The organism is Pseudomonas sp. DW-iso3 (assembly GCF_058725305.1).
In genome coordinates, this window is the sequence record NZ_JBZXDZ010000006.1 from 349,291 (window position 1) to 374,414 (window position 25,124).

The 25,124-nt window shown below is 61.7% G+C and carries 14 protein-coding genes and 1 pseudogene; 6 read left to right on the top strand and 9 right to left on the bottom strand.

Annotated features, from left to right (window positions below; all coding sequences use genetic code 11):
- Positions 1–17 precede the first annotated feature (17 nt).
- The 4 genes and pseudogenes from mscK to AC4PS7_RS19550 form a co-directional block, all read right to left on the bottom strand.
- Positions 18–3,356: a mechanosensitive channel MscK gene (gene mscK, locus AC4PS7_RS19535; protein WP_010213705.1), complete on the bottom strand. Its 3,339-nt coding sequence runs from the start codon at positions 3,354–3,356 to the stop codon at positions 18–20.
- Between the two features lie 50 nt (positions 3,357–3,406).
- Entirely contained in the window at positions 3,407–5,149 is a 1,743-nt protein-coding gene (locus AC4PS7_RS19540) for a potassium/proton antiporter (RefSeq protein ID WP_010213704.1), read from the bottom strand.
- 243 nt (positions 5,150–5,392) lie between these two features.
- Positions 5,393–6,265: a methyl-accepting chemotaxis protein gene (locus AC4PS7_RS19545; RefSeq protein ID WP_370694346.1), complete on the bottom strand. Its 873-nt coding sequence runs from the start codon at positions 6,263–6,265 to the stop codon at positions 5,393–5,395.
- A gap of 30 nt (positions 6,266–6,295) precedes the next feature.
- Positions 6,296–7,057: pseudogene (locus AC4PS7_RS19550) on the bottom strand (MCP four helix bundle domain-containing protein); the annotation flags it as partial.
- A 239-nt stretch (positions 7,058–7,296) separates the two neighbouring features.
- On the opposite strand from AC4PS7_RS19550, the gene AC4PS7_RS19555 reads away from it, so the two are divergent.
- On the top strand, positions 7,297–7,527 hold the full coding sequence (locus AC4PS7_RS19555) for a hypothetical protein (protein ID WP_010213700.1): 231 nt from the start codon (positions 7,297–7,299) through the stop codon (positions 7,525–7,527).
- Positions 7,524–7,817 (top strand): cell division protein ZapA, encoded by a 294-nt coding sequence (locus AC4PS7_RS19560; protein WP_016977202.1) that lies wholly within the window; start codon positions 7,524–7,526, stop codon positions 7,815–7,817. The genes AC4PS7_RS19555 and AC4PS7_RS19560 overlap by 4 nt, the downstream gene beginning before the upstream one ends.
- Here AC4PS7_RS19560 and AC4PS7_RS19565 read toward each other — a convergent pair.
- Together AC4PS7_RS19565 and putA are read right to left on the bottom strand one after the other, a co-directional pair.
- Positions 7,814–9,616, bottom strand: coding sequence for an acyl-CoA dehydrogenase (locus tag AC4PS7_RS19565; protein WP_010213698.1), 1,803 nt, complete (start codon positions 9,614–9,616; stop codon positions 7,814–7,816). The genes AC4PS7_RS19560 and AC4PS7_RS19565 overlap by 4 nt on opposite strands.
- Positions 9,617–9,844: 228 nt before the next feature.
- The gene (putA, locus tag AC4PS7_RS19570) at positions 9,845–13,798 is read right to left on the bottom strand and encodes a trifunctional transcriptional regulator/proline dehydrogenase/L-glutamate gamma-semialdehyde dehydrogenase (RefSeq protein ID WP_492179697.1); all 3,954 of its coding nucleotides are present in this window, start codon (positions 13,796–13,798) and stop codon (positions 9,845–9,847) included.
- 460 nt (positions 13,799–14,258) lie between these two features.
- Between putA and putP the strand changes: the two genes are divergently transcribed.
- From putP to AC4PS7_RS19590, 4 genes are all read left to right on the top strand, one after another.
- The gene (putP, locus tag AC4PS7_RS19575) at positions 14,259–15,743 is read left to right on the top strand and encodes a sodium/proline symporter PutP (RefSeq protein ID WP_492179698.1); all 1,485 of its coding nucleotides are present in this window, start codon (positions 14,259–14,261) and stop codon (positions 15,741–15,743) included.
- A gap of 203 nt (positions 15,744–15,946) precedes the next feature.
- Positions 15,947–17,923 carry a type VI secretion system Vgr family protein gene (locus tag AC4PS7_RS19580; RefSeq protein ID WP_492179699.1) on the top strand — a complete coding sequence of 659 codons (1,977 nt, stop codon included), beginning with the start codon at positions 15,947–15,949 and terminating at the stop codon, positions 17,921–17,923.
- Positions 17,924–17,944: 21 nt separating this feature from the next.
- A complete protein-coding gene (locus AC4PS7_RS19585) occupies positions 17,945–18,628 on the top strand; it encodes a DUF4123 domain-containing protein (protein ID WP_492179700.1) in 684 nt (227 codons plus the stop codon).
- Between the two features lie 134 nt (positions 18,629–18,762).
- Complete coding sequence (locus AC4PS7_RS19590; protein ID WP_010213693.1) at positions 18,763–19,599, top strand: 23S rRNA (adenine(2030)-N(6))-methyltransferase RlmJ; 837 nt, start codon at positions 18,763–18,765, stop codon at positions 19,597–19,599.
- A gap of 138 nt (positions 19,600–19,737) precedes the next feature.
- Here the strand turns inward: AC4PS7_RS19590 and msrA are convergent, their stop codons facing one another.
- From msrA to aceF, 3 genes are all read right to left on the bottom strand, one after another.
- Positions 19,738–20,385 carry a peptide-methionine (S)-S-oxide reductase MsrA gene (msrA, locus tag AC4PS7_RS19595; protein WP_010213692.1) on the bottom strand — a complete coding sequence of 216 codons (648 nt, stop codon included), beginning with the start codon at positions 20,383–20,385 and terminating at the stop codon, positions 19,738–19,740.
- 72 nt (positions 20,386–20,457) lie between these two features.
- Positions 20,458–23,151 carry a putative bifunctional diguanylate cyclase/phosphodiesterase gene (locus AC4PS7_RS19600; protein ID WP_010213691.1) on the bottom strand — a complete coding sequence of 898 codons (2,694 nt, stop codon included), beginning with the start codon at positions 23,149–23,151 and terminating at the stop codon, positions 20,458–20,460.
- A gap of 315 nt (positions 23,152–23,466) precedes the next feature.
- The gene (gene aceF / locus AC4PS7_RS19605) at positions 23,467–25,113 is read right to left on the bottom strand and encodes a dihydrolipoyllysine-residue acetyltransferase (protein ID WP_045791371.1); all 1,647 of its coding nucleotides are present in this window, start codon (positions 25,111–25,113) and stop codon (positions 23,467–23,469) included.
- Between the last annotated feature and the right edge of the window lie 11 nt (positions 25,114–25,124).

Consider the following 25,124-nt stretch of genomic DNA (forward strand, 5'->3'; position numbering starts at 1 on the left):
TGCTGGGGATAACGGCGTTAGTCGAGTTTGCTCGGCGGCGGTTCCTGCACACCGCCGTCGTTGGCGGGCTTGGCCGGGGTGTCGACCTCCACCAATTTGTATTCCTGGCCGTGGAGGTTCTTGAGGTAGACCTCCATCTGGCGGAACGAGATGTTGATGTGCTCTTTCTTGAACTCGCGATTGATAAAGCGGTTCACTTCGTCGATCACCGGGTTACGGTCGCCGAGGTCGCGCACGTGCATGCGCAGTTCGTGGTCGAGGGTGCTTTCGCCGAAGTTGAGGAAGTACACATGGGGCTCCGGCTCCTTGAGTACCCGTGGGTTGTCGCGGGCGGCCTTGAGCAGCAGTTCCTTCACGCGGTCCAGGTCGGAGCCGTAGTCCACACCCAGCTTCAACGTGACGCGGGTGATGGTGTCGGTCAGCGACCAGTTGATCAGTTGCCCGGTAATGAAGGTCTTGTTCGGGACAATGATGTCCTTGCGATCAAAGTCAGTGATCGTAGTGGCGCGGATGCGGATCTTGCTCACCGTGCCCGACAGGTTGCCGATGGTGATGGTGTCGCCGATCCGCACCGGGCGCTCGAACAGGATCATGATGCCGGAAATGAAGTTGGCGAAAATCTCCTGCATGCCGAAGCCCAACCCCACCGACAGCGCCGCCACCAACCATTGCAACTTGTCCCAGCTCACGCCGAGGGTGGACAGGGTGGAGACGAAACCGACGCCGGCAATCACATACGACAGCAACGTAGTCGTCGCATAGGCGCTGCCCTGGGCCAGGTCCAGCTTGGACAGCACCAGGACTTCGAGCAGGCCGGGCAGGTTGCGCGCCAGCGCGAAGGTGATGCCGATAATGATCAAGGCGCCGAGCAAGTCGCCGATGCTGATGGGGACCATGCTGATATTGGCGCCGGTACCGCTGGTGTATTCGTACAGCGTGACGTTATCCAGATACGAAAATACCGAGATCAGGTCCGACCACACCCAGTACAACGCCGCGATGAAGCCGCCGAGCAAGGCCAGGCGGATCAGGCGCATGGACTGTTCGTTGACCTGTTCGATGTCCAGGGTCGGTTCTTCGATCACCGCTTCGCCGTCGCCGGCTTCCTTGGCGGCTTGGCGTTTGGCCAGGGCGCGCGCGTAGGCCAGGCGCCGGGCGGCAACGCCCAGGCCGCGAACGAAGGTGGCTTCGATCACCAGCCAGAACATCAGCAGGTACAGGGTGTTGATCAGGCGATCGCTGAGCTTGAGCGCGGTGTAGTAGTAGCCAAAGCACACGGCGATAAACAGCGCGACCGGCAGCGCGGTAAACAACAGGCCCACGGCCTTGCGAAACAGCGAAGCCTTTTCATGAGTGGGGCTGTTGAGCAACAGGCGGCCGAGCAGCCAGGCCATCAGCGCGTAGCAGGTCAGTACCACGCCGATACCCAGCACGTCGTCGGCGAGCGCCGCCGGTTGGTGTTCAGCGATGGCCACCACGGCCACCAGCGCCAGCACCACTAACCCGAGCTTGCGCACCCAACCTTGCAGGAATTCGACCTGGGGCTTTTCCCAGCGGAAGTGCAGTTCGGCCACGCCGCCCGGCGCCAGGATGCGATAAGCGGTATAGAACACCAGCCAGGCCTGGGCGATCTGCAGCAGGGCCGAGCCGAGGTTGGCGTTTTGCCCACGAGCGTCGATCTGCAACGCGTAGCCGCACAGCGCCAAACCCAGGGACACCGGCATCGCCAGCAGGATATTGATCAGGATGGCCTGTGGCGTGTGCCACTGGCTGTCACGTTTGAAGTGGCCGATGTCCAGGTGCACCTTGTTCAGGCGCTGATACAGGTTTTTACGGCGCCACAGCAGGGCACCAATCAACAGCAGCAGGGGCAGGAACAGCAGCGGGCGCTGGGTCAGGCCGTCATACAGTTCGCTGACGCTGGAAGCCCAGGGCAAGGTGGCGACTTGCTTGCTCAGGTGCGCCGGGACCGTTTCCAGCCATTCGGTGTCCAGCGGCTTGTTGCTGGGGATCCAGAACATCTGCTCATCCAGCGTCGCCCGCAGGGTAGTGGCGGTGCTGAGCAGTTGTTTCTGGTTCAGTTGCAGCGTGATGGATTCGTTGAGCAGCGCGCTCAGCTCGCGGCTCAGGCGCTCCAGCAGGTCGCTGCGGGTGATCGCCAGTTCCAGCAAGGTGCGGCGCAACTGCGGGGTGACGTCTTCCGGCGACTGGTTGGCCAGCAAGTTATCCACATAGGCGCTGGGAGAGCTGATCAGTTCACGTTGCTGGTTGACCTCGAACTGGTACAGGCGAATGTTGGCAATGTCGTCCGCCAGGTCGCGGTCTACCGTCAGGCGCGGCAAGGCCTGTTTCTGTTTATAGAGGATCTTGGACAGCAGCAGGCTGCCCTTGAGCACGTTGATCTGCTCGTCCAGGGCCGAGTCGCTCTGGGTCACGGTGTCGAGTTGCTGCTTGGTTTTCAGGTTCTTCTGGGTCAGGTCGTTGAGGCGGTCAGTACTTTTGAGCAGGTAATCGGACAGCTTCAGGTTGGCTGCGCTCTCGGTGGCCAGCAGACTGCTGCCGCCGGCCTTTTGCGCTTCGATGGACTGTTGGGTCACCGTTTGTTGGGACTGGGCCAGGCGCTTCTGGTTGATCAGGGTCTGCAGGTCCTGGATCTCTTGTTCCAGGCGCGCGGTTTTCTCCATCACTAGGTCGTGCTGGCTGTTGCCCAGGTCTTGCAGTTGGCTGTTGCCGGCCAGTTCCTGGCGGCGCAGGGGGATCAGCGCGCTAAGGGCCGCGAGTTCGGCGTTGAGCTGGTTGCGCTGGTCGCCGCTGAGGGTTTTGCCGTTGTCTTTGCCGGCCTTGAGGATCGAATTGATCTGCAGGATGCGCGTCTGGCTGCTGCTGATCTCGGTCTGGGCGCGCTCGGGGCGGGTCTGGGCGGCAATGGACAGGCTGTTGGCGTCGGCCAGTTCTTTTTGCAGGTCGCCTTGCTGGGTGGTGCGCTGCACCAGCAACTGCTCAAGCTGCGGCACCGGCAAAGTGGCGTAGCGCTGGGCGACCGGGACGATTTTGGTGGCCTTGAGCCGGGTCAGTTCGCGCTGGTTATCAGCGGTCTGGCGCGGCGCGTCTTCCAGCTGGCGTTTGAGGTCGACCAGGCGCTGCTCGTAATCCTGCTTGTTGCCCAGGTACGTCAGGGTCTGCTGCAGGATGGTCTGAAGGGCCTTCATGTCGGCGTCGGGCAGCTTGCGGTCGGGCAACTTGTCCAGGGTTTGCTGGATGGCGTCGGCGCTGGGCGGGTCGGCCGCGTGAACGGTGCCGACACAAAGTGTCAGGCCCAGCAGGGCAGTGGCGAGGAACGTGCGCAGGGTAGGCATAGAGACCGGTCTTGCAAGGTGAAGAATCGGGGGCGTCGTCGCCCCGCAGTTTAGAGGAAGAGACCGGGGCCCGGGCGACTTCCTTCGGGGAATCTGACGCCCACTTTGCCGATCTTGTTCCCATCCATGACCGCGACGGTCCAGATGGTGTTGTTCCACTCCACCTGATCGCCGACGATGGGGGCGCCGCCGACTTTTTGGGTGATGAAGCTGCTCAGCGGCATATCGGGGTCGATGCCCTCCAGTTTCAGGCCGTACAGCGCCGAAACCGCGCCCAGCTGGGCATCGCCTTCCAGCACGAAGTCGCCGAAGAAACGCAGGTCGAGACCGCGTTGCGGGGCCTGGCTGAACAGTTTGCCCAGTGCCGGCAGGTTGTGTTCGTGGCCGATCACGCAGAGCAAATCGCCGACTTCCAGCACGGTACTACCCGACGGATGGAGCAGTTGCTGGCCACGGAACAGCGCGGCGATCCGCGTACCTTCGGGCATTTTCAGCTCGCGCAGGGCAGCGCCGATGCACCATTTCTCCGCGCCCAGGCGGTAGACGAACAGCTCCCACTCGCTGGTGACGTGCACTTCCAGCGCTGCACGGGAGATCGGTGCCGGGTCCGGCGGTACGGTGACTTTGAGCAGCTTGGCCACCCACGGCAGGCTCGTGCCCTGCACCAGCAGCGACACCAGTACGATAAAGAACGCGAGGTTGAAGTACAGCTGCGCATGGGGCAGGCCGGCCATCAGCGGGAACACCGCCAGAATGATCGGGACCGCGCCGCGCAGGCCAACCCAGGCGATAAAGGCTTTTTCGCGCCCATGGAACGCCTTGAAGGGCAGCAGGCCGACCATCACCGACAACGGCCGCGCAAACAGGATCATCCACAGCGCCAGGCCCAGGGCCGGCAGTGCGATGGGCAGTAAGTCATGGGGGGTGACCAACAGGCCCAGCACCAGGAACATACCGATCTGCGCCAGCCAGGCCATGCCGTCGAGCATATGCAGAATGCCATGACGGCTGCGCACCGGGCGGTTACCGATCACCAGGCCGCACAGGTACACGGCGAGGAAGCCGCTGCCGTGCAGGGCGTTGGTCACGGCGAACACGAACAGGCCACCGGCGATCACCAGGATCGGGTACAAGCCGGTGGCCAGGTTGATGCGGTTGACCATCTGCAGCATCAACCAGCCGCCGCCCAGGCCGACCACGCCGCCGATGCCGAACTCGCGCACCAGGTGCGTCAGCAGGCTCCAGTGCAGGCCGGTCTGGCCGCTGGCGAGCATATCGATCAAGGTGACGGTGAGGAATACCGCCATCGGGTCGTTGCTGCCGGATTCGATTTCCAGGCTGGCAGTGACCCGCTCGTTGAGGCCCTTGCCGCCGAGCAGCGAGAACACTGCCGCGGCGTCCGTAGAGCCGACAATCGCGCCGATCAGCAGGCCCTGGATGAGGTTGAGGTCAAACAGCCAGGCCGCCGCCATGCCCGTGAGGCCGGTGGTAATCAACACCCCCACCGTGGCCAGCGACAACGCCGGCCAGAGTGCCACGCGGAAACTCGCCACCCGTGTGCGCAAACCGCCGTCGAGCAGGATCACGGCCAGGGCGAGGTTGCCCACCAGGTAGGCGGTCGGGTAGTTATCGAAGATGATGCCGCCGCCATCGACGCCGGCGACCATGCCCACGGCCAGGATGATCACCAATATCGGGATACCCAGGCGGGACGAGAGAGAACTCACCAGAATGCTCGCACTCACCAGCAACGCGCCGATCAAGAACAGGCTGTTGATGGTCGTCGCATTCAAAGGCAGTACTCCATAAGCAAACAGGACGGGGCGCAAACTGACCATGCAGTCTGCGTGCCAGCGATTCTAACCTGTTGAATTGCTGCGCTGTCAAAAAGCTTTTTCTGATTTGCGCAAAGCCAAATGTGGGAGCTGGCTTGCCTGCGATGGCGGCGTGTCAGGCGCTAGAGGCGCTGGCTGACACATTGCTATCGCAGGCAAGCCAGCTCCCACAGGGATAGGCGTCGTCAGGCGAATCCGATTTTAGAGACGGAACCGGCCGACCATCCCATTCAGATCCACTGCCAGGCGCGACAGCTCACTGCTCGCCGCACTGGTCTGGCTGGCGCCGGTCGCCGACTGCACTGACAGGTCACGGATGTTCACCAGGTTGCGGTCCACTTCCCGTGCCACCTGGGCCTGTTCTTCCGCTGCGCTGGCGATCACCAGGTTGCGTTCATTGATCTCGACAATTGCCGTATTGATGGTATCCAGCGACATGCCGGCACCTTTGGCGATGTTCAACGTCGATTCGGCGCGTTCCGTGCTGTTGCGCATCGAATCCACCGCATGCTCTGTGCCGGCCTGGATGCTGCCGATCATCCGCTCGATTTCGCTGGTCGATTGCTGGGTGCGATGGGCCAGGGCGCGCACTTCATCGGCCACCACCGCAAAACCGCGACCGGCTTCACCGGCACGCGCCGCTTCAATCGCTGCGTTTAGCGCCAACAGGTTGGTCTGGTCGGCCAGGCCGCGAATCACGTCCAGCACCTTGCCGATGTCGCGCGACTCATTGGCCAGGTCGCCAATCAGGGTGGCCGTGGCTTGCACGTCGCCGCTCATGCGTTCGATGGCGCTGACCGTTTCCTGCACCAGGTCACGGCCATCACCGGCGGAGGTGGTGGCGTTGCGCGAAGCTTCGGACGTGCTCACCGCATTGCGGGCGACTTCTTCGACGGCACTGGTCATCTCATTCACCGCGGTGGCGGCTTGTTCGATTTCGTTGTTCTGTTGGGTCAGGCCACGGGCGCTTTCGTCGGTGACGGCGTTCAGCTCTTCCGCAGCAGACGCCAGCTGGGTCGCGGACCCGGCAATGCGTTGCAGGGTGTCGCGCAGCTTATCCTGCATCTTGGCCATGGCGGCCAGCAGGCGCCCGGCTTCGTCGCTGCCGTCGACCTTGATCGGCCGCGTCAGGTTGCCTTCGGCCACTTCTTCGGCCGCTTCCAATGCCTGGGCAATCGGCAGGGTGATACTGCGGGTCAGCAGCCAGGCGAACAGCAGCGTCAGCAGGGTGGCGATCACCAGAAGGCTCACCACCATGTTGAAGGCCATGTTGTACTGGTCTTCGGCGTCCTTATTGGTGGCCAGGGCCATCTTGTTATTGATGTCCAGCAGACGGGTAAGCACGGCGTTGACCTGCTCGGAGTTACTCAGCAATTCGTTATTGAGCAGGCTGCGCAGCTCTTCCACCTGATTGGCCCGCGACAGGCTCTTCATGCGTTCTTCAATCTGATGGTACTGGCCAAGCAGACGCACGTAGTCGTCGTAGGCCGCACGCTCTTCGCTGCTCTCGATGAGTTTTTCGTAGATGCCCTGGGCCGTGCGAATCTGCTGATTACGCACTTCAAAGGCTTCCAGGGTTTTTTGCTGAACCTCCGGCTCACGGTTGGTCAGCAGGCGGTACGACAACACACGCAGGCGCAGGGTCAGTTGGGTGAATTCGTCGAGGGCGCGAATGCTCGGCACGCTGGACATTGTGATGTCTTCGGTGGCGCCACGGATCTTGCTCATCTGGTTCAGGGCAAACACACCGAGAAACAACATCAGCGCACCAATAAACGCGAAGCCGAGGAAGGCCCTCGGAGCGATATTCATATTACGAAGCGACATGCGGGAATCCTGGGGGAGAAGCGCGATCCGTGCGGCCATCAGACGGGGTGTCCCTCTCTATCGGTCGTACGACTAAAGTCTAAAGGGGCGTGTGCGCTTTTGTCGCATCTGACGAGGGGTTTGGCCGATTCAGGAACCAGATCCGGTAAATGCAGTCACTAAGGCTCGAAAGTGCGGCCCGGCCCTTAAAAATCGGGCTGCGCGCCGGGGATAACCCTGGCATCCGAGGTGAATTTTCTTTATCGTCACCGCCCTTTGAAAAAGCCCGAGAAATCAAAATGTTAGAAGCATCCCTCAGCCAATTGGAACAACTGGTCAGCGACCTGGTACAGCAGAATCAGGATCTGCTGAGCACCAACGAATCCCTCAAGGCGGAACTGGCCCGCGCCAAGGATGAGAACGACAGCCTGCAACTGAACCTGATGGAGCAGGAAGAAAAGCACGGCGCCACTGCCGCACGTATCCAGGCGCTGGTTGAGCGTGTGAGCGCAGGGCCCGTCGGCGCATGAGTGAAGGGATAAAGGTCGTTTCGATTCTCGGAGAGGATTACTCGATCAAGGCTCCGGCCGGGGAAGAGAAAACCCTGATGCACGCCGTGACCCTGCTCAAGGCGTCCCTGGCCACCACCAAGAAGAAGTACCCGACCCTGATCGGTGACAAGCTACTGGTGCTGGCGGCGCTGAACCTGTGCGCCGAGCAGATCGAAATGCAGCAGGCGCACCAGCAGGAACTCGACCGTTACCAAGAGCAAGTCAGCGCCACGGTCGATGTGATTTCCAAGGCGATCGGAACGCCTTAGAACCACTCATCTTGCATGCCGAGGCACGTGTCATCGCGGGCCTCCAAGAGTGCCAGTTCATGATGGCAGCTCGGTACTTCCCAGGTCAGGAAGTACCGGGCGGCCTGGAGCTTGCCTTTATAGAAGGCCACATCCGCCGCATTGCCCTTGGCCAAGCCTTCTTCGGCGCGAATCGCCTGTTCCAGCCAGCGCCAGCCAATCACCGTATGCCCGAACACCTTCAGGTACAGCGCCGAGTTCGCCAGGCTGCTGTTGACCTTGCCGTGGGCGAGATCCGTCAGCAGGCTGATGGTGACGCTTTGCAGGCGGTTGACCAATTGTTCCAGCGGTTCCCTTAGTGCGGTCAGGCTTGGGTATTCCTGCGCCCGTGCGCCGGTTTCAGCAATCAGTCGTATGAGTTGCTTCAACCCCGCGCCGCCGTTCTGCGCCAGCTTGCGCCCCAGCAAATCCAGGGACTGGATGCCGTGGGTGCCTTCATGGATCGGATTCAGGCGGTTGTCACGGTAGTACTGTTCCACCGGGTATTCGCGGGTGTAGCCATGGCCGCCGAGAATCTGGATCGCCAGTTCGTTGGCCTTGAGGCAGAACTCCGAGGGCCAGGATTTGACGATGGGGGTGAGCAGGTCTAGCAGTTCGTGGGCGTGCTTGCGCTCGGCTTCGGTTTCCAGGGTGGTGGTGTCGTCGAACAGCCGTGCGGCGTAGAGGCCAAGGTCGAAGGCGCCTTCCACGTAGGATTTTTGGGTCAGCAGCATGCGCTTGATGTCCGCGTGCTGAATGATCGAGACGGGCGCCGTTGCAGGGTCTTTGCTGTCGGGCAGACGACCTTGCGGGCGTTCGCGGGCGTACTCCAGGGAGTAAAGATAACCCGCGTAACCGAGCATGACCGCGCCCATGCCGACGCCAATACGCGCCTCGTTCATCATCTGGAACATGCAGCTCAACCCCTGGTGCGGCTGGCCCACCAGATAGCCGACGCAATGCCCGTTGTCGCCGAAGTTCAGCGCGGTGGACGTGGTGCCGCGCCAGCCCATCTTATGGAACAGCCCTGCCAGCAGCACGTCGTTGCGCTCGCCCAGGCTGCCGTCGTCGTTGACCAGGAATTTGGGCACGATAAACAGCGAAATGCCCTTCACCCCGGCTGGCGCGTCCGGCAGCTTGGCCAGCACCATGTGCACGATGTTTTCCGACAACGGGTGGTCGCCGCCGGAGATGAAGATCTTGTTGCCCTTGAGTCGATAGGTGCCGTCAGCAGCAGGCTCTGCGCGTGTGCGAATATCCGCCAGCGACGAGCCCGCGTGGGGTTCGGTGAGGGCCATGGTGCCGAAGAAGCGGCCGTCGATCATCGGTTGCAGGAAGCGTCGTTTCTGGTCGTCGGTGCCGAAGCTTTCGATCAGGTTGGCGGCGCCCATGGTCAGGAACGGATAGGAGGTGGACGCCGCGTTGGCCGACTGGAAGTGCGCGAAACAGGCTTGGGACAGTAGGGTGGGCAGTTGCATGCCGCCCGCTTCGAAACTGCGCGCTGCGTTGAGGAAGCCGGCTTCCAGGAAGGCGTCCACGGCGGGTTTCACTTCTGGAATCAGGATGGCCTTGCCGTCTTCGTAGCGCGGTTCGTTTTCGTCGTTCTTGCGGTTGTGAGGGGCGAAGTACTTTTCCGCGATGTTGCGGGCGGTGCTGATGGCCGCATCGAAGGTTTCACGGTTGTGTTCGGCAAACCGCTCGCGCTGGGTCAGACCCTCGGCATCGAGGACTTCATACAGCTCGAAAGCCAGATTGCGGGAACTGAGCAGCGTCTCGGACATGGCGGCTTACCTTTGGAGGAATTGGCCTGAGTCTAAGTGCGCGAATGGTGGGTGGATAGCAAGATTGATCTGGGTGATGGAGGAACAAAACGCGGATGGAAGGCAAAGCGCGGTCAATGGGGGAGCGGGCTTGCTCGCGAATGCGCGATGTCAGTCAACATCTTCATCGACTGACACACTGCTTTCGCGAGCAAGCCCGCTCCCACATTTCTGACCGTGTTGGGTCAGTTAACCGATGGTCATCAGGCTGGCATTGCCACCTGCCGCCGCGGTGTTAACACTCAACGCCCGCTCGATCACCAAGCGCTCCAGCGCAATCGCCGTCTCGCCTTGCGACAAACCTTGCACCCCGACAATCGCACCGCCACGCTGGGCCACTTGCTGGCACACCGCACGCAACTGGTCGGAATCACCGTGGTGCAGGACCGCATCGAACACAACCTCGTCCTTGGTCCAGTCAGCCACGCGCTTGATCTTCGCCTGAATCTCCTTCGGCAGGCGTGGGAACAAGGCCTTGGTCAGGTCAGTTTCCGGCCATACCGCCGAACCGCCGACGGCCAGTACCGCCGTCAGTTGCGTCAGCAGATCGCCTTCCACGTCCGCCAGGCACAGTACATGCTCGCGAGGCAGGATGGCGTAGCTGTTGCGCTCACCGGTCGGGCCGGACAACTGGCGGGTGATACCGCTTTGCGACTGCGCGGCGAACTGGCTGCACAGGGCGCTCAAGTCGCTGAACTTGTTACTGTCGGCCCAGGTTTTCAGGGCGGTCAGCGGCTGGCTCATGGCGTCGCGCAGGCGCACGTCCGGCGCGGCCAATGCGTCGCCGCGGACGAAGGATTGCTCGATGGCATCCGTAGGGCGCGTCGACAGCAGGCGGTACAGGTACAGCGGGCCACCGGCTTTCGGGCCAGTGCCCGACAGACCTTCGCCGCCGAACGGTTGCACGCCGACCACAGCGCCCACGATGTTGCGGTTCACATAGACGTTGCCGGCATTGACGTTGTCGATCACCTTGGCGATGGTCTCGTCGATACGCGTGTGCACGCCCAGGGTCAGGCCGTAGCCGGAGGCGTTGATCTGACCGATGAGTTGGTCGATCTCTTTACGCTTGTAGCGCACCACGTGCAGTACCGGGCCGAAGATCTCGCGTTGCAGTTCGTCGAAGCTGTCCAGCTCGATCAGGGTAGGCATCACGAAGGTGCCGCGCTTGATCTCTTCGCCATCGGCGATAGCCACCTGATACACATTGCGGCCTTTGTCGCGCATGGCCTGGATGTGTTTCTCGATGCCGGCCTTGGCTTCGGCGTCGATCACCGGGCCGATGTCGACGGACAGGCGCTCAGGGTTACCCAGGCGGCATTCCGCCATGGCGCCCTTGAGCATTTCGATGACGCGGTCTGCCGAATCTTCCTGCAGGCACAGTACACGCAGGGCCGAGCAGCGTTGACCGGCACTGTCGAAGGCCGAGGACACCACGTCGATGACCACTTGTTCGGTCAGCGCCGAAGAGTCGACGATCATCGCGTTCTGGCCACCGGTTTCGGCGATCAGCGGGATCGGACGGCCCTGGGCATCCAGGCGACCGGCGACGTTGCGTTGCAGCAGGCGAGCTACTTCGGTAGAACCGGTGAACATCACGCCTTTGACGCGATCATCACCCACCAGGCGGGCACCCACGGTTTCGCCCTGACCCGGCAGCAATTGCAGGACGCCTTCCGGAATACCGGCTTCCAACAGGATGCGCACGGCTTGCGCGGCAACCAACGGGGTTTGCTCAGCAGGCTTGGCCAGTACCGGGTTGCCGGCGGCCAACGCAGCCGCAACCTGGCCGCTGAAGATCGCCAGTGGGAAGTTCCACGGGCTGATGCAGACCACCGGGCCCAGCGGGCGGTGGGCGTCATTGGTGAAATCGTTACGCGCCTGCACCGCGTAGTAGCGCAGGAAGTCCACCGCTTCACGCACTTCGGCGATGGCGTTGGCGAAGGTCTTGCCGGCTTCGCGGGCCAGCAGGCCCATCAGCGGCTGGATCTCGCCTTCCATCAGGTCGGCGGCACGCTCCAGGATTGCAGCGCGCTCGGCGGGCGGGGTGGCCTGCCAGATCGGTCCGGCGCTGATAGCGCACTGGATCGCGTTGTCGACGTCTTCGACGGTTGCTTCTTGTACATGACCGACTACATCACGCAGGTCGGACGGGTTCAGCACCGGTGCCGCCGCTTGCTCGCTGGAGGCGCAGCCGAGCATCGGCGCGGCTTTCCAGTTGTTGTGGGCGGTGGCCAGCAAGGCGCAGGACAGCGACGCCAAGCGGTGTTCATTAGCCAGGTCGATACCGGCCGAGTTGGCGCGGTCGCTGCCGTACAGGTCACGCGGCAATGGAATGCGCGGGTGCGGCAGGCCGAAGCCGCCTTCCAGCGTGGCCATCTGTTCGATGCTGGCCACTGGATCGGCCACCAGCTCCTGGATCGAGATGGATTGGTCGGCGATGCGGTTGACGAACGAGGTGTTCGCGCCGTTTTCCAACAGGCGACGTACCAGGTAGGCCAGCAGCGTTTCGTGGGTGCCGACCGGTGCGTACACGCGGCACGGACGGTTCAGCTTGCCGTCGGAAACCTTGCCTACAACCTGCTCATACAGCGGTTCGCCCATGCCATGCAGGCATTGGAATTCGTACTGGCCGGGGTAATAGTTCTGACCGGCGATATGGTAGATGGCCGACAGCGTGTGCGCATTGTGTGTGGCGAACTGCGGGTAGATGACTTCCGGCACCGACAGCAGTTTGCGTGCGCAGGCAATGTAGGAAACGTCGGTGTACACCTTGCGGGTGTAGACCGGGTAGCCTTCCAGGCCTTCGACCTGGGCGCGCTTGATTTCGCTGTCCCAGTACGCGCCTTTTACCAGGCGGATCATCAGGCGATGGCGGCTGCGGCGTGCCAGGTCGATGACATAGTCGATCACATACGGGCAACGCTTCTGGTAGGCCTGGATCACGAAACCGATGCCGTTCCAGCCGGTCAGTTGCGGCTCGAAGCACAGGCGTTCCAGCAGGTCCAGGGACAGCTCCAGGCGGTCGGCTTCTTCGGCATCGATGTTCAGGCCGATGTCGTATTGCTTGGCCAGCAAGGTCAGGGACAGCAGGCGCGGGTACAACTCGTCCATCACGCGCTCGTATTGCGCACGGCTGTAACGCGGGTGCAATGCCGAGAGCTTGATGGAAATGCCCGGGCCTTCATAAATCCCACGGCCGTGGGACGCTTTGCCGATCGAATGGATGGCTTGTTCGTACGAGGCCAGGTACTTCTGCGCGTCGTGTTCAGTCAGCGCGGCTTCACCCAGCATGTCGTAGGAGTAACGGAAGCCCTTGGCTTCGAACTTGCTCGCGTTGGCCAAGGCCTCGGCAATGGTTTCGCCGGTGACGAACTGCTCGCCCATCAGGCGCATGGCCATGTCGACGCCCTTGCGGATCATCGGCTCGCCGCTCTTGCCGATGATGCGGCTCAGGGACGAGGTGAGGCCTGCTTCGTTGTGGGTAGCGACCAGTTTGCCGGTCAGCAACAAGCCCCAGGTGGCGGCGTTGACGAACAGCGATGGGCTGTTGCCCAGGTGCGGCTGCCAGTTGCCGGTGCTGATCTTGTCGCGGATCAGTGCGTCGCGGGTGCCCTTGTCCGGGATGCGCAGCAGCGCTTCGGCCAGGCACATCAGCGCCACGCCTTCCTGGGACGACAGGGAGAATTCCTGCAGCAGGCCCTGGACAATACCGGCACGGCCGCCGGCGCTCTTCTGGTTGCGCAGTTTTTCAGCGATCGAGGCCGCCAGCTTGTTGGTGGCTTCGGCCATCGGGGTCGGCAGGCGAGCCTGTTCGATCAACATCGGCACCACTTCCGGCTCAGGGCGGCGGTAAGCGGCGGTGATCGAGGCGCGCAATACGGACTGTGGCAGGATGCTTTCGGCGAACTCAAGGAAGCACTGGTGGGCGTGGTCGGTCTGGACCTCGCCTGCATCGTCGGCGTCCTTGCTGCTCAAACCATTGAGTTCGGTCAGGGTTGCACCACCCTCCAGTTTCTCCAGGTAATTGAAAATCGCCTGCTTGATCAGCCAGTGCGGCGTGCGATCAATGGAGGTCGCGGCAGCCTTCAGGCGCTCGCGGGTCGGGTCGTCGAGTTTGACCCCAAGGGTGGTTGTAGCCATTTTCTTATCCTCATGGGTGCCACTACCGAGTGGCATCAGCTGGCGGCAAGATTAGCTTTGCGCATGCAGAGGTGCAACCGGGTGCAACCCTTTTTATTCAGGAAATTTTCGATCGTGATCGGGAAAAAAACACACCGCCAACAGATTCCGCTCCGCCTTGGTGCGTTTGCTTCTGAGATCGGCTGTTCTTGCTCCGAAAAGGAGCAAAAACAGGGTGTTTTTTACAAAACACGTTAAGGTGCAACTTATTCTCGCGAAACTGGTTGCACCTTATTTGCTTTGTTGAATAGCATTCGCGGCCAAGGTGCAACCACCTCGACGGGTCGGTTCATCGGCTGACGGCTTTCCTGGGGAAACGTCAGTCATAAATGCGCGGCACGCAGTTACGTCTACCCACTACCAGTGGGTGGCCGTCTGACAGACCGCTGCTACATAAAAACAAAGCCAGGGCGTCACTCTTATGAGCGTTAGTAATCCAACCCTGATCACGTTCGTGATCTACATCGCAGCAATGGTACTGATCGGCTTCATGGCCTATCGCTCCACCAACAACCTTTCCGATTACATCCTGGGCGGTCGCAGCCTCGGTAGCGTGGTGACTGCCTTGTCGGCCGGTGCTTCCGATATGAGTGGCTGGTTGTTGATGGGCCTGCCGGGCGCGATCTACATGTCTGGCCTGTCGGAAAGCTGGATCGCCATCGGCCTGATCGTCGGTGCTTACCTCAACTGGCTGTTCGTCGCCGGTCGCCTGCGGGTCCAGACCGAGCACAACGGTGACGCCCTGACCCTGCCGGATTACTTCTCCAGCCGTTTCGAAGATAAAAGCGGCCTGCTGCGGATCATCTCTGCCGTGGTGATCCTGGTGTTCTTCACCATTTACTGCGCTTCCGGCATCGTCGCCGGTGCCCGCCTGTTTGAAAGCACCTTCGGCATGTCCTACGAGACTGCGCTGTGGGCCGGTGCTGCAGCGACCATTGCCTACACCTTCGTCGGTGGTTTCCTGGCAGTGAGCTGGACTGATACCGTACAAGCCACGCTGATGATCTTCGCGCTGATCCTGACGCCAATCATCGTGCTGCTGGCCACCGGTGGTGTTGATACCACTTTCCTGGCCATTGAAGCCAAGGACCCGACTAACTTCGACATGCTGAAAAACACCACCTTCATCGGCATCATTTCGCTGATGGGCTGGGGCCTGGGTTACTTCGGCCAGCCGCATATCCTCGCGCGTTTCATGGCGGCGGACTCGGTGAAGTCGATCGCTAAGGCACGCCGCATCTCCATGACCTGGATGATCCTGTGCCTGGGCGGCACCGTGGCCGTGGGTTTCTTCGGTATTGCTTACTTCTCGGCGCACCCGGAAGTCGCAGGTCCGGTCAACGAAAACCACGAGCGTGTGTTTATTGAGCTGGCCAAGCTGCTGTTCAACCCATGGATCGCCGGCGTGCTGCTGTCGGCCATCCTGGCGGCCGTGATGAGCACCTTGAGCTGCCAATTGCTGGTGTGCTCCAGCGCCTTGACCGAAGACTTCTACAAGACCTTCCTGCGCAAAAACGCCTCCCAGGTTGAGCTGGTATGGGTCGGTCGCCTGATGGTGCTGCTGGTTGCGCTGATCGCTATCGCCATGGCCGCCAACCCGGAAAACCGCGTTCTGGGCCTGGTGAGCTACGCCTGGGCCGGCTTCGGCGCCGCGTTCGGTCCTGTGGTGCTGATCTCGGTGATCTGGAAAGGCATGACCCGCAACGGCGCACTGGCCGGTATCCTGGTCGGCGCGATCACCGTGATCGTGTGGAAACACTCTGAACTGCTGGGTCTGTACGAAATCATCCCGGGCTTCATCTTTGCCAGCCTGGCGATCTACTTCGTGAGCAAGCTGGGCGCTCCGACTGCGGGTATGGTCGAGCGTTTTGATGCTGCGGAAAAAGACTACAACCTCAATAAGTAATTCGCTGGGCGTTAAACGCCAGGTGAGTTGAAAAAAGGCCCGCGTCCTACGGATTGCGGGCCTTTTTTTACGTGGGGTTTACGTCGGTCCGAAGAAGATTCAGACGTGTGAACGTAGGGTTTTACTGATTTGCTTGGCGTGTGCTCAGCGGGGCGCAAGGGTGATGCAAAATCGGCAGCCCACCCCTCGCAGAGAAACACCGGATGTTCGCTCCTGCCAATCAAAGCGCCTTTACCCTGACCCTCGATGGGGAGCCCAGTGAATTCAAGGTATTCGAGTTCAGTGGTATCGAATCCATCAGCCAGCCTTACCGTTTTGATATCGAACTGGTCAGCGAGCAGCCCGACCTGGACCTGGAGAGCCTGCTGCACCGGCAGGTGTACCTCGGTTTCGATGATCGGGGCCGGGGTGTCCACGGTCTGGTTTACCGAATGGCGCAAGGCGACTCCGGCCGACGCCTGACGCGGTATCAGATGACGCTTGTGCCGCAGCTTGCCTATCTGGGCCACAGTAGCCACCAGCGTATTTTCCAGCACAAGACGGTGCCGCAGATTGTTGCGCAAGTACTCGAGGGGCAGGGGATCCAGCGCGACCGTTTCGAGTTCCGGCTCAGTGGCACCTACCCGGAGCGTGAATACTGCGTGCAGTTTGGCGAGACGGACCTGGCGTTCATCCAGCGGCTTTGCGCGGAGTTGGGCATTCACTATCACTTTCAGCATTCGTCGGCCGGTCATTTGCTGGTATTTGGCGATGACCAGACCGTTTTCGTCCAAGCAGCCCCGCCCACGCCCTATACCCCCGGTTCCGGGATGGTGGCGGACACCCCGGTGATCAAGCGGTTTGCAGTACAGATACAAGCCCGTACCACGGGGGTGAACCTGCGCGACTACGACTTTCGCAAGCCAAGCCTGGCGCTGGAAAGCGAGGTGACAGGCGAGCAGCTTCCACCGCTTGAAGCTCAGGTTTATCCCGGCCACTTCAACGACCGTGCCCATGGCAAATACCTCGCGCAGCGTGGTCTGGAGCGGCACCGCAGTGACTATCGCGTCGCCCGTGGCAGCGGTGATGAGCCTGCCTTGGGCAGCGGTCGGTTTCTCAAGTTGGCCGGTCACCCGCGGGAAGACTGGAACGACCTGTGGCTGGTGACGCACGTGACCCATGAGGGGCTGCAGCCCCAAGTGCTGGAAGAGTCCGTCACCGAGGTGGCAGGCGGGGATTTCCGCCAGGGTTATCGCAACGAATTTTCCGCTACGCCTTGGGACGCGATCTTCCGCCCGCCCATGCCTGAGCAGCCGCGTCCGACCATTGCCGGCTATCAGAACGCCGTGGTGACCGGCCCCGCCGACAGCGAAATCCATTGCGATGAATACGGCCGGGTCAAGGTGCAGTTGGTGTGGGATCGCGACGGGGAACATAACGACCATTCCAGTTGCTGGCTGCGGGTTGCCAGCGGCTGGGCCCATGATCGTTATGGCTCGGTGTTGATCCCCCGGGTCGGTATGGAAGTGCTGGTGGGTTTCGTCAATGGCGACATGGATATGCCGCTGGTCATGGGTTGCCTGCCCAACGCGGCCACCCAGGTGCCCCTCGACCTGCCGGCGGACAAGACCCGCAGCGTCTTCCGCAGCCAGAGCAGCCCCGGTGGTGGAGGCTACAACGAGCTGCGCATCGAGGACCGAAAGGGCGCCGAGGAAATCTACCTGCGCGCCCAGGGGGACTGGACGCAGCACGTGCTGCATGACCTTCGGGTAAACGTGGATGGCGAGTCGCATCACGAATTGCAAGGCGAGGAGCTGCGCATCACCCACGGCAACCGTCTGACCGACCTAAAGCAAGACGACCACTTGATGGTTGGCGGCTCGCGGCAGGTAAGGGCAGGACAGACCATCCAGATAGGCGCGGGGCAAAGCGTGGTGATCGAGGGTGGCGCAACCGTGACGATTCAGGCGGGCGGACAATCGATCACCCTGTGCGCGGGCGGGATTTTCAGCAGCGTCCCGATCCAGCTTGGCAGTGCGCCCGCTGCGACTGCGGCGCCATTGACGCCTGGCCTGAAGGAAACACTGCTGGCGGTGATTCCCGCTCCACTGAGCCGGGTGCAAGTGGCCAGCCTGAAGCGCAGTGCGCCGTTTTGCGAAGAGTGCGAGCGTTGCAAGAACGGCCAGTGTGGCCTCATCTGACTTTTAAACGGATTTACGAAGATGCATCAACCTTTGCTTCCGGGTGAACAGATGTTTGCAGTGCTGGGCGCTGGCAGCGACGCCAAGCCGCTTGACGCTTGGCGGGCGCTCGCCGCCGGGCCAGCGCCGCAGCCCGTATGGGCCGGCACGGCCTATGCGACATGGGATGAGGTGATGCCCTATGTGGGAATTGTCGAACCGGATAGCCCGTTCCTCGATTGGGCTGCTTCCACGGCCTCCACGGATTGGGGCTGGTTGGCCCTATCGTCGCACCCGCTGGAAACCGTGATTGCACACCTGCAAGGCCTGACCAAGGTCTACCTGCCCGACGGCAAGGAAGTGTTCTTGCGGTTCTGGGATGGTGCTCAGTTCCTGCCGATCCTTCAGCAGACGGGCGGTGAACTATTGCCGGTGTTCCAGCGCTACTTGATCAATGGCCAGTCGCTGACCGTCGCCACTGGCCCGGTCACTGCCGCCAGAGCGAGCCCGTGGTGGCGAGTACCTGCGCCGTTACTTCAAGATCTGGCCGAGCAATCGCCGCACACCCTGATCGATAACCTCCTGCAAGGGCTCGAAGAGCAACGCCCTGACCTCTACACTGCGTTCATGCCGACGACCTTGCGGGACAAGGTCGCCTACTTCACGCGCCGCCGCGAGGTCAGCCACCAGGGTTTGGCGGACTTTCTGGCTTCAGAGTCGAGTTGAAACCAGCGCCTGCTGCAGATCTTCGATCAGTTCGGCGATGGCTTCGGCGCAGTCTTCGCGGGCGAAGCGCGCACCGAAGCACTGCACCAACACCCGCGTAAAAGGTAAACTTCGCCCCCTGCGCAGGAGCAACCATGAATTATCGTCACGCCTTTCACGCCGGCAACCACGCCGATGTCTTCAAACACCTGACCTTGACCCGCCTCATCGCCCTGATGTCGCGCAAGGAGCAGCCGTTCGCCTACCTCGACACCCACGCGGGGATCGGTCTGTACGACCTGCAGGGCGACCAGGCCAACCGCACCGGTGAGTACCTGGAGGGCATTGCGCGCCTGTGGGGCGAAAGCGACCTGCCGCCACTGACCGCCGATTACATGCGTGTGCTGCATGAGATGAACCCGGACGGAGAGTTGCGCTACTACCCGGGCTCGCCGGAACTGGCGCGGCGGCTCACCCGCCCTCAGGACCGTGTGCTGCTCAATGAAAAGCACCCGGAAGACGGCGTGCTGCTCAAGGACAACATGAAGGGTGACCGTCGCGTGAAGGTGCACCTGGGCGAAGGCTGGCATGTGCCGCGAGCTTTGCTGCCGGTCCCGGAAAAACGTGCGTTGATGCTCATTGATCCGCCGTTCGAAAAACTCGACGAGATGCAGCGCTGTGCGGCATCCCTCAAAGAGGCGGTGGGTCGCATGCGCCAGACCGTCGCGGCCATTTGGTATCCGGTGAAGGATCAGCGCATGTTGCGCCGTTTCTACCAGGACCTAGCCGGCACCGGTGCGCCGAAGTTGCTGCGTGTGGAATTGCTGGTGCATCCGCTGGATACGCCCAACACCCTGACCGGCTCGGGCCTGGCGATCGCCAACCCGCCGTGGGGCTTGGAGGAGGAGTTGCGGGAGTTGCTGCCGTGGCTGTCCAAGAAGCTTGGGCAGACCCAGGGTGGATGGCAGATGGATTGGCTGATCGCTGAGTGATCCAGTCTTAAGCCATGCACGGAACCCAATGTGAGAGCGGGCTTGCTCGCGAAGGCGGTGTATCAGTCTACTAATTCAGTGACTGACACCCCATTTTCGCGAGCAAGCCCGCTCCCACATGTTGAATGGCGTTGGCCTTTAGATCGGGCAGCTCACACCCGTTCCGCCGATCCCGCAATAGCCCTGCGGATTCTTCGCCAGGTACTGTTGGTGGTACGCCTCGGCGAAGTACACCGTCGGTGCCTCTTCGATTTCGGTGGTGATCGCGCCCAGGCCGGCCTTGGTCAACTCACCCTGATACGCCTCGGCACTGGCCTTTGCCGCCGCCAATTGCTCCGGGGTGGTCGCGTAGATCACCGAGCGGTACTGACTGCCGATGTCATTGCCCTGGCGCATGCCCTGGGTGGGGTTGTGCAGTTCCCAGAACATCTTCAGCAGGTCTTCGTATTTCACCTTGTCCTGGTCATACACCACCAGTACCACTTCGCTGTGGCCGGTCAGGCCTGAACAGACTTCTTCATAGGTCGGGTTTGGCGTGTAGCCGCCAGCGTAACCGACCACGGTGCTGACCACGCCATCGCGCTGCCAGAACCGGCGTTCGGCTCCCCAGAAACAACCCAGGCCGAAGATCGCGAAGCCGACGTCATCCAGAAATGGGCCGAGCAGCGGATTGCCGTTGACGAAGTGAGTCTCCGGCAGCGACATCGGGGTTTCACGGCCAGGCAGAGCTTGTTCTTGAGTGGGCAGCACGTTTTTGTTCACCAGAATTTCCGAGCGCAAGACCATGATCAGTCCTCTCAGTCAGATTGAGTTGGGTAAGAATTCAGACAACCAGTGTGCCCGAGTGTTACGGCGCTGTCAGGCGATTGGCCCGCGCGGATAGCGTTTGAGCATCGCCAGCAGCTCTGCCCCAGGGATTGGCCGGTCAAACAGGTAGCCTTGGCCCACATCGCAACGGTGGCGGCGCAGGAACGCCAGTTGTTCGGCGGTCTCGATGCCTTCGGCCACCACCTTGAGCTTAAGGTTGTGGGCCATGGCGATCACCGCGGAGGTGATTTCCATGTCGTCCTGGTTGTCCGGGATTTCGTGGATGAAGCTGCGATCGATCTTGATGATGTCGATGGGGAATTTTTTCAAGTAACTCAGCGACGAGTAACCGGTGCCGAAGTCGTCCATGGCCAGGGTCAGGCCAAGGCTTTTCAATTGATCAAGCTGCAGGCGTGTGTCTTCGGTGGCTTCCAGCAGCAGGCCTTCGGTCAGTTCCAGCTCCAGCAGGTTGGCCGGCAGTTGTTCTTCCTTGAGGATGCTGGCAATCGAGGCCACCAGGTCCGGGTCGGAGAACTGTTTGGGTGACAAGTTGATTGCCACCTGCAAGTTGCCCATGCCGCTGGCGCTCAGTTGCTTGCTCATGCGACAGGCCTGGCGGGCGATCCATTTGCCGATGGGGATGATCAGGCCGGTCTCTTCCGCCACGCTGATAAATTGGTCGGGGCGGATCATGCCCTTTTCCGGGTGGTTCCAGCGCAGCAGCGCTTCCATGCCGAGCAGGCGGCCGCTGCGCAGGCACAGCTTGGGCTGGTAAAACACGTCCAGCTCATTCTGGGTGAGGGCGCGACGCAGGTTGTTCTCCACGAACAGCTTGTAGCTGGCCTCGGCGTTCAGTGCTTCGGTAAACACTTGGACCTGATGCTTGCCGTTGGCCTTGGCCTTGTGCAGGGCGAGGCCGGCGTTGCGCATCAGGGTCTGCGGGTCGCGGCCATGCAGCGGTGCGCAGGCCAGGCCCACGGAGCCGGTGACGCTGATCAGCTGATTGTCGACAAACATCGGTTTGTCGAGCGTCGCCAGCAACTGACTGGCCACCTGCTGGCCGCTCTCCAGATCGGTGTCGTCGAGCAGCACCGCGAACTCGTTACTGGCAAACCGCGCCAGGCTGCCGCCGGTACTCAGGCTGTTACGCAAGCGGCGCGCCAGGCTGATCAGCAGCTTGTCGCCGGTCTGGTGACCAAGACTGTCGTTGATGCGCTTGAAGTTGTCGATGTCCACCAGCAACAGGCTGATCGGACTGTCACTGTCACGGGCGAAGCGCTCGTCGAGGTTGCGGATGAACGCCGGGCGGTTGCCCAGGTTGGTCAGGTTGTCGGTGTAGGCCAGACGCTCGATGCGCTGCTGGGCCAGCTTGGTCTGGGTGATGTCTTCGTAGATGCCGATGTAGTGGGTCAACTCGCGGTTGTCGCCATACACTTTGGAAATCGACAACTGGCCCCAGTAGGGTTCGAGGTTTTTACGGCGGCTTTTGAATTCACCCTGCCAGCTGTTGCTCTTGGCCAGGCTCGACGGTGCGTCGAACAGCAACTCACTGAGGTTCTCCAGCGCCGGCAACTGGGCCAGGCGGTGGCCGTGGACCTCCTCGGCGCTGTATTGGGTGATCGCGGTAAAGCTTGGGTTGACGTACTCGACCACGCCGTCGCAATTGACCAGCAGAAAGGCGTTGGCGCTTTGTTCCACGGCGCGCTGGAACAGGTGCAGCGCGCTGGTTGCCGTCCGACGGTTGTGGTTGTTGATGACTTGCGCGAACTGATCGGCCAGCTCGCCGGCGAAGGCAATTTCATCGGCTTGCCAGGCGCGGGTGCTACCGCTTTGCTCTAGGCACAGTACGCCCACGACATGGCCGTCGACGCGAATGCTGGCGTCAAGCATGGCGTGGATGTCTTTGTCGCGCAGGCTGTCGGCCATTTCCCGAGTGCGTGGGTCGCGCATCGCGTTGGTGGCGTCGATCGCCCGGCTGCTGTGCAGGGCTTCCAGGTAGTCCGGGAAGCAGCTGGCATCGATGGATTCGGGCAGGTGGTGTTGCCCGTCGGCGCGGTGGTAGGCCGAAATCGGCACCAGGCGCTGGCCTTCGAGGTTCCAGATGCTGGCGCAGTCGATCTGGTAGATGTCACAGGCACTGCGGGTAATCAGCTCGGCGGCTTCTTGCAGCGAATTGGGGGTGGTGTAGCGCTGACGGGCCAGCAGCAGAATCAACTCTTGCTGGGCGCGCACCCGCTCCAGATGCTGCAGTTGTTCCTGTTGGGCGCGCTGGTTGAGCTCCAGGGCGATCTGCAGGCGGCTATTCTGGTTCTCCAGGTCTGCCGTGGGGGCCGCGGTGGGAATCTCGCTGAACAAGCCATCGACCACCATCAGGTAGCCGCGCAGCAGATGGCGATTGTGTTGCTTATAGGCTTCGCCCATTTCCAGCAGGCTCAGCGGCCCGTCGCTGGTGTGCAGGGTATAGCGCACCAGGTAATGAGGGCTCTGGGTCAGTTGCTGCTGGATGGTGTCGTGCAGTTGATAGCGCGCCTGGGGCTCCATCAGGCTGGCGTAAGGCGTGCCGATCAAGGCACACAATTCGACCGCCGAAAGGCCGAATTGGCGTTCGCAATTGGGGTCGAGGTAAAGAAGGGCCCAGCTTGCCTCATTAAGCCGCTCGAAACGCAGCATACCGAGGCGCGAAGGCACCGGTAACTGCGTCACTACCTCGGCCGCCATACGGGCGACATCGGGTTGGCTTTTCATGGGGGAAACTCACTTGAAATTACGCGCACTGCGCCGGGCTCACGCCCTCTTTTCTGCTGCCTGCGGCAAGGTTGCATCATGCGGCGCGGGCTGACAAGAGAGGATGAAGGCTAAGTGCTATAAGGGGGTTATCGGCCGCGAGAGGGATTTCTGCAATCGAGGTGATGGAAGGTGTACAAACCTGTTTTGTGTGTCCAGCTTCCTGCGGGAAAACAGGCAAAAAAAGCCCCGCCAAGTGGCGGGGTTGAGGTGCGAGCGTGGCGCTCGAAAATCGTTGCAGCCAGGCCTCCTCGGTGAAGAGGAGGCCATGGCGGCTTACAGCAGGATAGTGCGGATATCGTTCAGCAGTTGGCTCAGACGCTGGGTGAAGCGTGCAGCTGCGGCGCCGTTGATCACGCGGTGATCGTAGGACAGCGACAGTGGCAGCATCAGCTTCGGCTGGAACGCTTTACCGTCCCACACAGGCTGGATGGTTGCCTTGGACACACCCAGGATCGCCACTTCCGGCGCGTTGACGATTGGCGTGAAGCCAGTGCCGCCAATGTGACCGAGGCTGGAGATGGTGAAGCACGCGCCCTGCATGTCGTCCGGGGTGAGCTTCTTGTCGCGGGCCTTGGCAGCCAGTGCAGCGGCTTCGGCAGCGAGTTGCAGCAGGCTCTTCTGGTCAACGTTCTTGATGACCGGCACCAGCAGGCCATCCGGGGTGTCGACCGCGAAACCGATGTGCACGTACTTCTTGCGGATGATCGCCTTGCCGCTTGGAGCCAGCGAAGCGTTGAAGTCCGGCAGTTCCTTGAGCAGGTGCGCGCAGGCCTTGAGCAGCAGTGGCAGCACGGTCAGTTTCACGCCGGCCTTCTCGGCCACGGCTTTCTGCGCAACGCGGAAAGCTTCCAGGTCGGTGATGTCGGCCTGGTCGAACTGAGTCACGTGCGGGATGTTCAGCCAGCTCGCGTGCAGGCCGGCCGCGCCGATTTGCATCAGGCGGGTCATCGGCACTTCTTCGATTTCGCCGAAGCGGCTGAAGTCCACGGTACGGATCGGCGGAATGCCCGAACCACCGGTAGCGCCACCAGCAGCCGGCGCTTCCTTGGCCTTCTGCATCATGGCCTTGACGTAAACCTGCACGTCTTCCTTCAGCACGCGACCGTGAGGGCCGGTGGCCGACACAGCGCTCAGCTCAACGCCGAACTCACGGGCCAGTTGACGCACGGCAGGACCGGCGTGAACCTTGGCACCGCTTGGCGCAGGAGCGGCAGCAGCAGGGGCCGGAGCGGCCTCGGCTTTGGCAGCAGGCGCAGGGGCGGCAGCAGCCGGAGCCGCTTCAGCCTTGGCGGCCGGAGCGGCGGCCGGTGCTGGAGCAGCAGCAGGTGCAGCGCCTTGTACTTTCAGCTTGAGGATGAAGTCGCCAGTGCCGACTTCGTCTTCCAGCTTGACCGCGATGCTTTCCACTACGCCGGCAGCCGGCGAAGGGATTTCCATGGAGGCCTTGTCGGACTCCAGGGTGATCAGCGACTGGTCGGCTTCGACGGTGTCGCCGACCTTGACCAGCAGCTCGATGATCTTGGCCTTGCCCGACGAGCCGATGTCCGGGACGTGAATGTCCTGGACGGTGGCGGCGGCAGGTGCAGCGGCCGGGGCTGGAGCAGCCTCGGCAGCAGCAGGCTTTTCAGCAGCAGGGGCGGGTGCAGCAGCGGCAGCAGGCGACGCCGCAGGGGCCGCGTCAGCGGCACCTTCGATTTCCAGTTCCAGCAGTTCGTCGCCTTCTTTCAGGCGATCGCCCAGCTTCACTTTCAGGCTCTTGACCACGCCGGCCTTGGGAGCAGGGATTTCCATGCTCGCCTTGTCCGATTCCAGGGTCAGGATGCTCTGGTCGGCTTCGACGGTGTCGCCGACCTTCACAAACAGCTCGATTACTTCACCTTCACCGCTGCCGATGTCAGGTACGCGAATGAGTTCGCTCACAAAAAATCTCC